General features: G+C 68.3%; 14 protein-coding genes. 6 read left to right on the forward strand and 8 right to left on the reverse strand.

Annotated elements, in window-relative coordinates; genetic code table 11:
- Positions 1–51 precede the first annotated feature (51 nt).
- A complete protein-coding gene (locus DIZ26_RS16690) occupies positions 52–1,170 on the forward strand; it encodes a sensor histidine kinase (RefSeq protein ID WP_112242304.1) in 1,119 nt (372 codons plus the stop codon).
- Positions 1,167–1,832: a response regulator gene (locus DIZ26_RS16695; RefSeq protein WP_112243344.1), complete on the forward strand. Its 666-nt coding sequence runs from the start codon at positions 1,167–1,169 to the stop codon at positions 1,830–1,832. Before DIZ26_RS16690 ends, DIZ26_RS16695 begins: the two co-directional genes overlap by 4 nt.
- Positions 1,833–1,953: 121 nt before the next feature.
- Here DIZ26_RS16695 and DIZ26_RS16700 read toward each other — a convergent pair whose 3' ends face one another.
- The 3 genes from DIZ26_RS16700 to DIZ26_RS16710 form a co-directional block, all read right to left on the reverse strand.
- On the reverse strand, positions 1,954–3,264 hold the full coding sequence (locus tag DIZ26_RS16700; RefSeq protein ID WP_112243346.1) for an NAD(P)/FAD-dependent oxidoreductase: 1,311 nt from the start codon (positions 3,262–3,264) through the stop codon (positions 1,954–1,956).
- Between the two features lie 231 nt (positions 3,265–3,495).
- Positions 3,496–4,338 (reverse strand): uracil-DNA glycosylase, encoded by an 843-nt coding sequence (locus DIZ26_RS16705; protein ID WP_112242306.1) that lies wholly within the window; start codon positions 4,336–4,338, stop codon positions 3,496–3,498.
- A gap of 47 nt (positions 4,339–4,385) precedes the next feature.
- A complete protein-coding gene (locus DIZ26_RS16710) occupies positions 4,386–5,819 on the reverse strand; it encodes an MFS transporter (RefSeq protein WP_112242308.1) in 1,434 nt (477 codons plus the stop codon).
- A gap of 131 nt (positions 5,820–5,950) precedes the next feature.
- Here DIZ26_RS16710 and DIZ26_RS16715 point away from each other — a divergent pair, with 131 nt between their 5' ends.
- Together DIZ26_RS16715 and DIZ26_RS16720 are read left to right on the forward strand one after the other, a co-directional pair.
- The gene (locus tag DIZ26_RS16715) at positions 5,951–6,526 is read left to right on the forward strand and encodes a TetR/AcrR family transcriptional regulator (RefSeq protein ID WP_232828395.1); all 576 of its coding nucleotides are present in this window, start codon (positions 5,951–5,953) and stop codon (positions 6,524–6,526) included.
- A 50-nt stretch (positions 6,527–6,576) separates the two neighbouring features.
- Positions 6,577–7,329: a class I SAM-dependent methyltransferase gene (locus DIZ26_RS16720; RefSeq protein WP_112242312.1), complete on the forward strand. Its 753-nt coding sequence runs from the start codon at positions 6,577–6,579 to the stop codon at positions 7,327–7,329.
- Here the strand turns inward: DIZ26_RS16720 and DIZ26_RS16725 are convergent.
- From DIZ26_RS16725 to DIZ26_RS16745, 5 genes are read right to left on the reverse strand one after another with little or no spacing between them, the layout of a single operon-like run.
- The gene (locus DIZ26_RS16725) at positions 7,309–8,277 is read right to left on the reverse strand and encodes a Ppx/GppA phosphatase family protein (RefSeq protein WP_456298634.1); all 969 of its coding nucleotides are present in this window, start codon (positions 8,275–8,277) and stop codon (positions 7,309–7,311) included. The two genes, DIZ26_RS16720 and DIZ26_RS16725, sit on opposite strands and share 21 nt — an antisense overlap.
- On the reverse strand, positions 8,243–8,794 hold the full coding sequence (locus DIZ26_RS16730; protein WP_112242316.1) for a DUF501 domain-containing protein: 552 nt from the start codon (positions 8,792–8,794) through the stop codon (positions 8,243–8,245). Before DIZ26_RS16730 ends, DIZ26_RS16725 begins: the two co-directional genes overlap by 35 nt.
- A complete protein-coding gene (locus DIZ26_RS16735) occupies positions 8,791–9,393 on the reverse strand; it encodes an FtsB family cell division protein (protein ID WP_112242318.1) in 603 nt (200 codons plus the stop codon). The genes DIZ26_RS16730 and DIZ26_RS16735 overlap by 4 nt, the downstream gene beginning before the upstream one ends.
- Before the next feature lie 18 nt (positions 9,394–9,411).
- On the reverse strand, positions 9,412–10,692 hold the full coding sequence (gene eno, locus DIZ26_RS16740; RefSeq protein WP_112242320.1) for a phosphopyruvate hydratase: 1,281 nt from the start codon (positions 10,690–10,692) through the stop codon (positions 9,412–9,414).
- 37 nt (positions 10,693–10,729) lie between these two features.
- On the reverse strand, positions 10,730–11,347 hold the full coding sequence (locus DIZ26_RS16745; RefSeq protein ID WP_269815389.1) for an RNA 2'-phosphotransferase: 618 nt from the start codon (positions 11,345–11,347) through the stop codon (positions 10,730–10,732).
- A gap of 36 nt (positions 11,348–11,383) precedes the next feature.
- On the opposite strand from DIZ26_RS16745, the gene DIZ26_RS16750 reads away from it, so the two are divergent.
- Entirely contained in the window at positions 11,384–11,617 is a 234-nt protein-coding gene (locus DIZ26_RS16750; RefSeq protein ID WP_112242322.1) for a CopG family transcriptional regulator, read from the forward strand.
- Positions 11,614–12,045: a type II toxin-antitoxin system VapC family toxin gene (locus DIZ26_RS16755; protein ID WP_198676137.1), complete on the forward strand. Its 432-nt coding sequence runs from the start codon at positions 11,614–11,616 to the stop codon at positions 12,043–12,045. The genes DIZ26_RS16750 and DIZ26_RS16755 overlap by 4 nt, the downstream gene beginning before the upstream one ends.
- Positions 12,046–12,048: the final 3 nt, after the last annotated feature.

Here is a 12,048-nt window from a genome sequence, read left to right on the forward strand (position 1 = left end):
GACACCAGCCACCGCCGCCCAAGCGCCTACGAGCCCTCTATCGTCGAGACCATGACCGGCAACCGCAGGCGAAGCCGCCGCGACTGGGTGGTCGACTCGCTCCTCTTCCTCGCGGCCGTGTTCGGCAGCTTGCTCCTGTACGACGCCGGCGACCGCGACCCGGTCTCGTCAGGCCTACTCGCGCTCGACTTCGTCAGCGGCATGGTGCTCTGCCTCACCCTTTGGTTCCGCAGGCGCTGGCCGGTCCAGCTCGCGATCCTCGGAGCCATCGCCACGACGTACTCCGATGCGGCCGGCGCCGCCACGCTGATCCTGGTCATGTCGGTGACCATCTACAAGCCGCTCCGCGCGACGCTCTGGGTGTTCCTGGCGAACGCGGTCAGCATCGTCATCTACACCGAGGTCCGCGACAAGCCGGAGCCGTGGGGCGTGACGATCGGCTTCTCAGTAGCGATCTACGCGGCAGTCGTCGGCTGGGCGCTCTACATCCGCTCCCGCCGCCAACTCCTGCAGACCTTGCGGGACAGGGCGGATCGTGCCGAGACAGTCGCCCGCCTCCAGGCGCAGCAGGCTCAGCTGCGAGCCCGAGAGGAGCTCGCGCGCGAGATGCACGACGTACTGGGCCATCGGTTGTCGCTGCTCAGCGTGCACGCGGGTGCGTTGGCATATCGGCCGGATGCGTCGGCGGAAGAGGTCGGTGGCGCCGCCGAGATCATCCGAGCCAGTGCACACCAGGCCTTGCAGGACTTGCGCGAAGTCATCGGCGTACTGCGTGCGCCGGTCGGCGAACTCCCCCAGCCGACGTTCGCGGACCTCCCCGTCCTGGTGGAGGACTCCCGCCGCGCTGGGCTCCCGGTCGAACTCGATTTCGATGCCGAGGGCCCCCTTCCGGACCACGTCGGCCGCACTGCGTACCGGATCGTCCAGGAGGGGCTCACCAACGCGCTCAAACATGCACCTGGCGAAGCGGTCCGGGTCCGAGTGGTCGGTGCCCCAGGCAACGGGTTGGAGGTCGAGGTGGTCAACCCCGCGCCGAACCGGCGTACCGGTGAAGGACAAGGGCTACGAGGGCTGACGGAGAGGGCGGCGCTGGTCGAGGGCAGGCTCGAGCACGGCCGGACCCCTGCGGGCGACTTCCGGCTCGCCGCTTGGTTACCGTGGCCGGCATGACGATTCGGGTCCTGATCGTGGACGACGATCCCCTGCTCCGCGCCGGGCTGAAGCTGATGCTCGGTGGTGCGCCGGATATCCGGGTGGTCGGCGAGGCCGGTGACGGGACCGCCGTACCGGGCCTGATCGAGCAGCTCTGCCCCGACGTCGTCCTGATGGACATCCGGATGCCGGGCGTCGACGGCCTGACCGCGACCGAGACGCTTCGCCGGCGACCGGATGCGCCGGAGGTCATCATCTTGACCACCTTCGACGCCGACGAGCACGTACTACGGGCGCTCCGCGCCGGCGCGGCCGGGTTCGTGCTCAAGGACACCCCGCCGGCGGAGATCGTCGAGTCGGTCCGCCGCGTCGTGAACGGTCAGCCTGTACTGTCGCCCGCGGTGACGAAGCGGCTGATCAACCGGGTGGCGACTTCCGGTCAGGATCAACGCAAGGCCAAGGCGACCGGGCGACTGGCCGCGCTGAACGATCGCGAGCGGGAGATCGCCGTCGCGGTCGGCGAGGGCAAGTCGAACGCCGAGATCAGCGCGACCCTCTACCTGAGCGTCCCGACGGTCAAGACGCACGTCTCGCGGATCCTCACCAAGCTCGACCTGAACAATCGCGTCCAGATCGCCCTCCTCGTCCACGACGCCGACCTGCTCAACGAGAGCCGCTGATCGATCGACGTCATCGGAGCCCGACCACGCGAGCGCCCGGAGTACGCGAGCGCCCGGAGTACGAGCGCGCATGCGCCCGTAGTACCGAAGAATTCTCGGTACTACGGGCGCCAGGCGGCTGCTACTTGGAGCCGGCGGCCCTGCGGAACTCTTCGTTCGGGGTCTGCAGGCTGCCGAGGCTGGTGACCTCGCGGCGGAAGAACAGCGCGAGGGTCCAGTCGAGGATGACGCGGGCCTTGCGGTTGAGGGTGGGGACGCGCGAGACGTGGTACGTGCGGTGCAGGAACCAGGCCGGGAAGCCCTTCACCTTCACGCCGTACAGCTGCGCGACGCCCTTGTGCAGGCCGAGGCTCGCCACCGACCCGACGTACTTGTGCTTGTAGTCCTGCGGCTCCTGCCCGTCGACCACGCGCAGGATGTTGGCGGCGAGGCGGTGGGCCTGCCGTACTGCGTGCTGGGCGTTCGGAGCGCAGTACGCGCCGGTGTCGGAGGTGAGGTCGGGGACGGCCGCGTTGTCACCGGCGGACCAGGCGTCGTCGAGACCCTCGATCCGCAGGTTCGCGAGGCACTTGATCCGGCCCTTCTCGTCGCGCGGGAAGTCGGTGTTGGCCAGCGCCGGGTTGGCCTTCACGCCTGCCGTCCAGACGATCGTGTCCGCGTCGAACTCCTCGCCGTCGCTGAGGATCACGTGGCCCTTCTCGCAGGACTCCAGCCGGGTGTCGAGCTTGATGTCCATGTTGCGCTTGCGGAGCTCCTCGACGGTGTACTTGCCGAGCTCCTCGCCGACCTCCGGGAGGATCCGGCCGGTCGCCTCGACCAGCACCCAGCGCATGTCCTCGGGCTTGATGTTGTCGTAGTACCGGGTGGCGTAGCGGGCCATGTCCTCCAGCTCCGCGAACGCCTCGACACCGGCGTACCCACCACCGATGAAGACGAAGGTCAGCGCCGCCTTGCGCAGCGCCGGGTCGGGCTGCGAGGACGCGACGTCGAGCCGGTCGAGCACCTTGTTGCGCAGCGCGATCGCTTCCTCGACGTTCTTGAACCCGATGGCCTCCTCGGCCAATCCCGGGATCGGCAGCGTGCGGGCGATCGAGCCGAGCGCGACCACGATCTGGTCGTACGCGAGCTCGTAGTCCGGGCCCTCCTCCGGCATCACCTTCGCGACCTTGTGCGCGTGGTCGATCGACGTGACCCGGCCGGTGACGACCCGGCAGCCCTTGAGGGTCTTGCGCAGCGGGACCACGACATGCCGCGGTTCGACCGAGCCGGCCGCCGCCTCGGGCAGGAACGGCTGGTACGTCATCACGGACCTCGGGTCGACGACGGTCACCCTGATCCTGCCGCGCCGGGCGGCCTTGCGCAGGCCGTACGCGGTGTACATCCCGACGTAACCGCCCCCGACGACGAGGATGTGCGGTACCTGGGCTGTCATCCGGTTCACTCTCCCTGAGTGGTCTACCAACTTCATGTCTACTTCAGGATACCGCGCTCGTGAAAACTTTCACAAGGCATCTTCCGGGTGATCTCACGCACCGGAACTCACCCGCCAGAGGGTTCCCTTGTGCCCTATCGTGCGACCTTCACGCCCCAAGAACCAGCAATCCCACGATTTGCCCGGTGAGCCGGTACACAACCGCAAAAGCCCCGTACTACGAAGCCGGCGTCATAAGCCTGCGAGGGTGCGGGCTCGGGTGAAGATTACGTCGAGCATGGGTTCGGTGAGTTTGCCGGTGAAGGTGTTCTGCTGGCTGGGATGGAAGCAGCCGAGGACGGTGACCTCGCCGTACGGGCCCGGTACTGCGTATTCGACGGCGTGGCCGAACTTCGGGCGGGGGCGGGGCACCTCGCCCCCGACGGCCGCTAGTGCGTTGAGCAGTACGTCGAAGCCGAATTTGCCGAGGCACACGATGACTCGCGTGGACGGCAGGACCAGGCGGAGTTCCGCGTGGAACCACGGGGAGCAGGTGTCGCGTTCTTCCGGCGTCGGCTTGTTGGCGGGTGGGGCGCAGCGGACGGCGGCCATCATCCGGGCGCCGAGGAGGTGGAGACCGTCGCCGGCGTGGATGCTGGTGGGTTGCGAGGCGAGGCCGACTCGGCGCAGGGATGCGAAGAGCCAGTCGCCAGAGCGGTCGCCGGTGAAGACGCGGCCGGTTCGGTTTCCGCCATGGGCGGCCGGTGCGAGCCCGGCGATCAGTACCCGCGGCGACGACGAGCCCCATCCCGCGATCGGCCGGCCCCAGTACGGCTGGTCCGCAAACGACTTTCGCTTGCTCAGGGCAACATCTTCGCGCCACTCCACCAGGCGATCGCAGGCCCGGCAGACGGAGACCCTGGCGTCGAGTTCCGCCAGGGCATCCGTCGCCGGCAGGTCGTCGGCCAGCGCGACCACGTCAGCAGCGTTGTGGGCGACCGGCGTACGAGGTGCGGCCGGGTCCTCGGGCCATCCGGTCCCCGGCGGCACCGGGCTGTCGAACAGTTCGCCGGTCAACGGATGCGGCAGCTTCATCCCCTCACCCTAAGGCGGCCGTCAGTTGGCGAAGCCTGAGGCGGGCGTCAGCTGACGAGTTCCTCCAGTACTGGATCCGGAGCCGCGTACTTCGTCCGCCGGGTGGCCGGGATCGCCAAGGCGAGCAGGACCGCCGCCGCGCAGAAGCCGGACAGCAGCAGGAACGTGTCGGTGAAGCCCGCCTCAGCCGGCAGACCCGAGGGCTGGAGATGGCCGGTGATGATCGAACTGGCCACCGCCGTACCGATCGATCCGCCGATGGTGCGGATGTTCGCGTTCATCCCGGTCGCCGCACCAGTCTGCTCACGCGGCACGTTCTGAACGATCAGGCTGGTCATCGACGCGTACGCCAGCCCGAGTCCGATCCCGAAGACAGCGGTCGACAGCGCGACCTGCCACGGATCGTCGTGGAACTCCGCGAACGCGAGCGAAGCGACCAGACTGAGCCCCGAGCCCCAGACCACCTGCGCCTTCGAGCCGAAGTACGGAGCCAGCGGCCCACTCAGCGAACCGGTGACAGCCATCGTGACCAGCATGGGCAACATCAGCAGCCCCGCCTGCGTCACGCTGGACCCGAAGCCGAAGCCTGCAGCGGTCGGAATCTGCATGAACTGCGGCACGAAGGCATAGACCGCAAACATCGCCGCACCGAAGAGCAAGGCCACCAAGTTGGTCGTCCAGACCGCCGGCAGCCGCATCATGCGCATGTCGATGAGGGGATTCCGCGAACGCAGTTCGACCGAGATCCAACCGACCAGCAGTACGACGGCCGCGGCGAACAGACCAATCGTCCGGGCCGAGCCCCAGCCCCACGACCGCCCGGCACTCAGCGGCAGCAGCAGCGCGATCAGCCAGCCGGACAGCAACGCGGCCGCCAGCCAGTCGATCCGGCCGGGCACCCGGTTCGGCGACTCGGAGACGTAGCGACGCACCAGCACCGCGGCGAGCGCGACGACGATCATCGGGATCCAGAACAGCCAGCGCCAGCCGAGCGCGTCGACGATCGGCCCGGCGAGCACGATCCCGAGGCCGCCGCCGGCCGCGATGACGGCCGACACCAGGCCGACCACGGACGGCACCCGCTCGGCGGGGAACTCGTCGCGGATGATGCCGAACGACAGCGGGAACACCGCGCCGCCGAGGCCCTGGATCGCACGGGCGCCGATCAGTACGCCGATGTTGGGCGCGACCGCCGCGAGCAGACAGCCGACCGCGAGCGCGACCAGCCCGATCAGCAGGGTCCGTTCCTTGCCGACCATGTCGCCGACCCGGCCGAGCAGCGGCGTCGCCACCGAGACCGACAGCAACAGGGCGGTGAACACCCAGGTGACCATGCCCGGGCTGGTGTGCAGGTCACGCTGGATGAGGGGCAGCGCCGGGGTCACCAGCGACTGCAGCATGGCGAAAGCAGCCACGACAGTTGCCAGCACGGCCAGCGTCAGTCGTGGCGAAGTTGTCTTTCGATGCCTGATTGTGGGCATGCCGAAGTCCTTCGAGAGGGTGGATGCGCGCCACGCGACGGCGGCGCCGGAAGTCCCGACCTGCTAAAGTCGAGGCATGCCTCCACTATAGCGGAGGGCTGCCTCCGGTACTAGTCGATAGGGTGGATGAGGTGACCGAGAACCCGCGTCCCGCTCTGGGCGTCGCCGTGAAACGCCCGCAGCGCACCGATGCCCGCCGAAACTTCGATGCCCTGCTGAGCGCGGCCCGGGAAGCCTTCGCCGAGCACGGCACCGGGGCGTCACTGGAGGACATCGCCCGCCGCGCCGGCGTCGGGATCGGCACCCTCTACCGCAACTTCCCCACCCGGCAGGACCTCTTCGACAGCGTCTACCTGGGCGAGATCGACGAACTCTGCGCGGCCGCCGTCCAGGTCGCCGACCTGCCGCCCTGGGAGGCGCTGGAGGCGTGGCTGCAGCGCTTCGTCGAGTACGCGGCCACCAAGCGGGCCATCCGCGAGGAGCTGAACAGCGACTCCGAGGCGTTCAGGTTGGCGCGAGACGCGATGTACGCCGCCGGCCAGCCGCTCTTCGACCGGGCCCAGGAAGCCGGCGTGATCCGCACCGACGCGCTGTTCGACGACGTACTGCGGATGGTCAGCGGTCTGACCGGAGCAGGCTTCGTCGACGAGGAGCAACGCACCCGCGTCCTCCAGCTCGCCTTGGACGGCCTTCGCCCACGCCCCTGACCGGGAAACTCAGTAGCGGCAGCTCACCCCACGACGACATGATCGAGCCCATGGACGCTGAGGTGGCAGCCAATCGGGTGGCGTGGGAGACGGCGTCGCAGAAGCATGTGAACGAGTACGACGAACTGCTCGCGGAGGCGGCCCGACGCGACTCGCTGCGGCCGTGGGAGCTCGCGTTGCTCGAGCCCTTCCTCGCGGAGGCGCCGACGGTCGTGCACCTGCAGAGCGGACACGGCCTCGACGACGTCGACCTGATCGCAAAGGGCGCGCGGAGGGTGATCGGTGTCGACTACAGCACGACCGCGGCAGGCGCAGCTCAACGCAGGGCCAGAGAGCTGAAGGTGGACGTGCAGTACGTCGTCGCCGAGGTCCCGACGACTCCACTTGCCGACCACGCCGCGGACCTGGTGTACACGGGGAAAGGCGCGCTCATCTGGATGCGCGACCTCCAGGCCTGGGCCGACGAGGTCGCACGTCTCCTGAAACCCGGCGGACTGCTGTACGTCTACGAAGCGCATCCCGCGGTACCGCTGTGGAGCTGGGACGAGGACGAGCCGAGGATCCGCCCGGACCGCAGCTATTTCGCGAAGTCGCACATCAACGACAGCTTCCCCGCCAACGGAGCTCAGGAATGGCAGTGGTCGCTCGGTGAGATCGTCACCGCGGTGGTGCGAGCGGGCCTGACCATCGCCGTACTGGAGGAGCACGCCGAGCCGTTCTGGCGTCCCGCGGACGGACACGACGCGGCTGCCTGGCGCGGTCGCCTGCCGAACAGCTTCGCCCTACTCGCCCGCAAGGGCTAGCGCGACGCCGTCCAGGATGTCGTGTTCGGAGACCAGCAATTCGTCGTACACAAGGTTGTCGGCCAGTCGGTCATGGAGTCGCTGCAGGATGAGCGCTCCGGCACCGATGACGTCCACGCGGCCCGGGTGAATGGCCGGTACTGCGGAACGTGCGGCCCGCGTCGATCCCATCAACCAGGACGTGGTGTCGAGCAACAGCGGCGCCGGGATCCTCGCGTGATGGATCGCCTCAGGGTCGTACTCGGTCAACTGCAGCGCGACGGCGGCGACGGTGGTCACGGTGCCGGCAACTCCGACCAGAATGCGCGCCTGGGACAGCGGCACCGAAGTGGATACGAGCAGCGCGTCGACGTCTCTGGTCGCCGCAGCCATCTCCTCGATCGAGGCGGGATCCGAAGCGAGGTGCCGCTCGGTCATCCGCACCGAACCCATGTCGAGCGACTCCGCAGCGATCACGCCGGACGCATCACCCAGCACGAGTTCGGTCGATCCACCGCCGATGTCAGCGACCAGATAAGGCCCCGGTACGTCGATGTCGGCCAGTCCCGCGGTCGCGCCGGTGAAGCTCAGATCGGCTTCCTCGGCGCCGGAGATGATCTCGGGCTCGACGCCGAGGCGCGCCTTGATCCCGGCGAAGAACTCGTCCCGGTTGCTCACGTCCCGGGCGGCCGAGGTGGCGACGAACCGGACCCGGGCGGCATTCGCACTCTGGATCACCGCCGCGTACTCCGTGGCCGCGGCGAAGGTCCGCTCCAAAGCCTCCGGTGCGAAGGCCCCGGTCGAGTCGACCCCCTGACCGAGCCGGACGATCCGCATCTGCCGGTCGACCTCGGTCAGCTTGCCGTCGGCGTAGTCGGCGATCAGCAACCGGATCGAGTTCGTCCCACAGTCGACCGCCGCGACCCGCAACGGCTCACCCATCGAGCCCGCTGACAGCTCCCGCCGCACCACGCGGCTGCTCGGCTTCGGCAGGCGAGACACAAGGTCCGCGTCTGCCCCAGTCGGACAGCGCTTCGAGGGCCTCGTCGCCGAGTGGGTTGACGCCTGGGCCGACTGCTAGTGAATGGCCGACCAGGACGTGCAGGCACTTGACCCGCGTCGGCATGCCGCCGGCGGTGATGCCGTCGATCTCGGCGACGTGCTCGATCGACTCGCGGTGCGCGAGATACGACTCGTGGGCCGCTTGATAAGCCTTGGCGAGCTCCTCGTCGGTGCCGAGGCGCTCGGTCATCTCTTTCATCATCCCGCCGGCCTCGAGCGTGCCGATGGCGGACGCGAGGCGGGGACACGTGATGTAGAAGGTGGTCGGGAACGGCGTACCGTCCGGCAATCGAGGCTCGGTCTCGACGACGTCCGGCAGCCCGCAGGAACACCGGTGCGCGATCGAGCGGATGCCGCGGGCGGTCCGCCCGAGCTGGGCACTGACCGCGGCCTGATCGGCCGCACTGACACGTTCTTCGGTCACCGATTGGCCTTGGGGGTCAGGATGGGTTTCGGGGTGGGCTTCGTCGGTGTCGGCGCGACCTGCTGGGCGGGTTTGCCGGCGCCCTGCACGCTGCCCCAGAGCTTCGTGTACCAGGTCGGGACCTGCTTGTCCGCGGCCGGATCGACCGGCCCGGCCGGCTCGGGCGGCGCCCCGACCGGCTTGCCGTCGGCACCGATCACCCGGTAGCCGACCTCGCCGGGCATCACCCAGCCGAGCCGCTGCCTGGCCTGGGCCCGGACGTACGCGTCGTCGTTCCAGCGGGCGATCTCGTCGTCCAGCTGGTTGACCCGCTTCTCCCGGTCCTGGATCTCCTGCTGGAGCGCGCTGATCTGCTGATGCTGGTCGAACCAGACCCGCAGGCTCTGCGCGTACGACACGACGAGCGCACCGAGCACGAGCAGCACCACGGCCGCCCGGCCGGTGAGGTTACGAGAACCCCGGGTCCGGACCGGGCCGGCCGGGGTTCCCGTCGTACGACGCTTGGGCTGGTTGCCGTCCCGGCGGGCAGGTGGGCGCGACTGGCTGCGACTCGCTGGTCGCGAGCCTGGTCGTGCACCTGGATCCCGGCGGGAGGACATCCAAGAACCTTAGCTCGATCAGCCCTTGAAGCGCGGGAAGGCCGAGCGACCGGCGTACCGGGCCGCGTCGTCGAGCTCCTCCTCGATCCGGAGCAGCTGGTTGTACTTCGCCGTACGGTCCGACCGGGCCGGGGCGCCGGACTTGATCTGACCGCAGTTCGTCGCCACCGCGAGGTCGGCGATGGTGGTGTCCTCGGTCTCACCGGAACGGTGGCTCATCATGCAGGTGAAGCCGTTGCGGTGGGCCAGGTCGACGGCGTCCAGCGTCTCGGTCAGCGAACCGATCTGGTTCACCTTGACCAGCAGGCTGTTCGCCGACTTCTCGTTGATGCCACGCTGCAGGCGCTCGACCTGGGTGACGAACAGGTCGTCGCCGACCAGCTGGATCTTGTCGCCGAGCTGGCTGGTGATGTTCTTCCAGCCGTCCCAGTCCTCCTCGTTCAGCGGGTCCTCGATCGAGACGATCGGGTAAGAGGCGACCAGGTCCGCGTAGTACGCGATCATCTCGTCGGACGACTTCTTGCCGCCCTCGAAGGCGTACACGCCGTCGGTGTGGAACTCGCTCGCGGCCACGTCCATGGCCAGCGCGATGTCCTTGCCCGGCTGCAGGCCGGCCTTCTCGATCGCGACCAGGATCAGGTCGAGCGCGTCGCGGTTGCTCGGCAGGTTCGGGGCGAAGCCGCCCTCGTCACCGAGGCCGGTGGACAGCCCGCGCTCCTTCAGCACCGCCTTCAGCGCGTGGTAGACGCCGGCGCCCTGCATCAGCGCATCGGCGTACGTCGCGGCGCCGATCGGGGCGATCATGAACTCCTGCACATCGACGTTGCTGTCCGCGTGCGCGCCACCGTTGAGGATGTTCATCATCGGCACCGGGAGCACGTGCGCGTTCGGGCCGCCGACGTAGCGGTACAGGTCGAGGCCGGCGCTCTCCGCGGCCGCCTTGGCCACCGCGAGGCTGACGCCGAGGATGGCGTTGGCGCCCAGCTTGGACTTGTTCGGGGTGCCGTCCAGGTCGAGCATGGCCTGGTCGATCAGCCGCTGCTCGTGGACGTCGTACCCGACGATCTCCTTGTCGATGTCCTCGAGAATGGCCGTGACGGCCTTCTGGACACCCTTGCCGCCGTAGCGGGACTTGTCCCCGTCCCGCAACTCGACGGCCTCGAACTGGCCGGTGGATGCGCCCGAGGGCACAGCCGCCCGGGCTACGGTGTCGTCGTCGAGCAGAACCTCGACCTCGACAGTGGGGTTGCCGCGCGAGTCAAGAATCTCGCGAGCGCCGACGGCCTCGATGGTGGCCACATCTACTCCTCTGTTCACACCTGATGTCACCCCGAGCCTAGCCGCCAGACCACCCACCCCAGTGGACCGCGTCCGCCTTTTCCACAACGACGATCGCCTTCGCGGGCACGAACCTCGTCAACAACACCCCGTTGGGCGCCTCGAAGACGGGTTCGTCCAATTGCGCGGGATCGATCCCCAGCAGCACATCGACCGCGGACCGCCTACCCACCCGGCTGTCCTTCGCCGGCGCAAGATGAACATGCGTACGCCGACCAGGCAGCAACCCGTGTTCCTCGATCCCCGGCAACGCGGCTCGGTTGGTCCCGTGCCAGAGCAGCTGATCGGGCGCCACCCGTCGCCAACTGTTCTCCAAGGCTTCCCGCGTGACCGGCATCCCGTCCACCGAATGCCCCTGACAAGCCCGGATCCGATCACCCTCAACCTGCAACCGAGACTTGTCGTTCTCCACAACAGCCCGATCAACTGCAGCCCGATCCATCCGCAACATCTTGCAGACGTCGTCGATCGACGCCCACCCATCCGCACTCATCGCCAGCCCCCGCTCCCCCGCCGCATGCCGAAGCAACCGAGACAACTGACGGCTCTCCCTACTCACAACCCTTAGGGTTCCAGCAGGTCCTACTACGCGTCGACCTCTTTGGTTCTGTGCCACTTCCTGCGCCGATCCCACCAACGGTAGGATCGGGCTATGGGTGAGCCAGCGCGCACGGACAAGATGAGTGTCACGATCCCCTCCGACCTAGCCGCCGAGCTCAGGCAACGGGCAGGGCGCGGCAACGTCTCGGCGTACGTGACCGACGCTCTCGTTCGTCAGTTGGAGCATGATCGACTGGGCGATCTGGTGACCGAACTGGCCGAAGTCCACGGGCCGGTGACTGAAGAGGAACTCGCCGCCGCGCGCGCCGAGTGGTCCGACCAGTGAGTTCACGCAAACGGGTTCGTCATGCCCCGCAAGGCACGCTCGTCCTGGACAACGAGGGCCTCTCCCGGGCTGCGACCGATCGTGCCATGTATGTCCGGCTCCAGGTCGCCTATGCCGATGGTCGGCGAGTAGTGACCTCGGCAGCGATCCTGGCCGAGGCCCTTCGCGGCTCGCCCAGAGACGCAGCGGTTCACCGAGTCCTGAACGGCATCGTCGTCGTCCCCGTTTCCCAGCAGATCGGCGAGCAAGCCGGCAAGCTGATCGGCTCCGCTCGGCTTGGCTCCGGCCAGGCTGTCGATGCCATCCTGGTCGCGACAGCTATGCAGGAAGAAGGCCGGGTTGTCATCGCGACCTCGGACTTCGGCGATATCTCAGCGTTGGTCGGCGACGAGTCGCGCATCTCGGTGGTTGCCGCAGACAAGCTCTGACGA

The organism is Kribbella monticola (assembly GCF_003261635.1).
Classification (GTDB): Bacteria; Actinomycetota; Actinomycetes; order Propionibacteriales; family Kribbellaceae; genus Kribbella; species Kribbella monticola.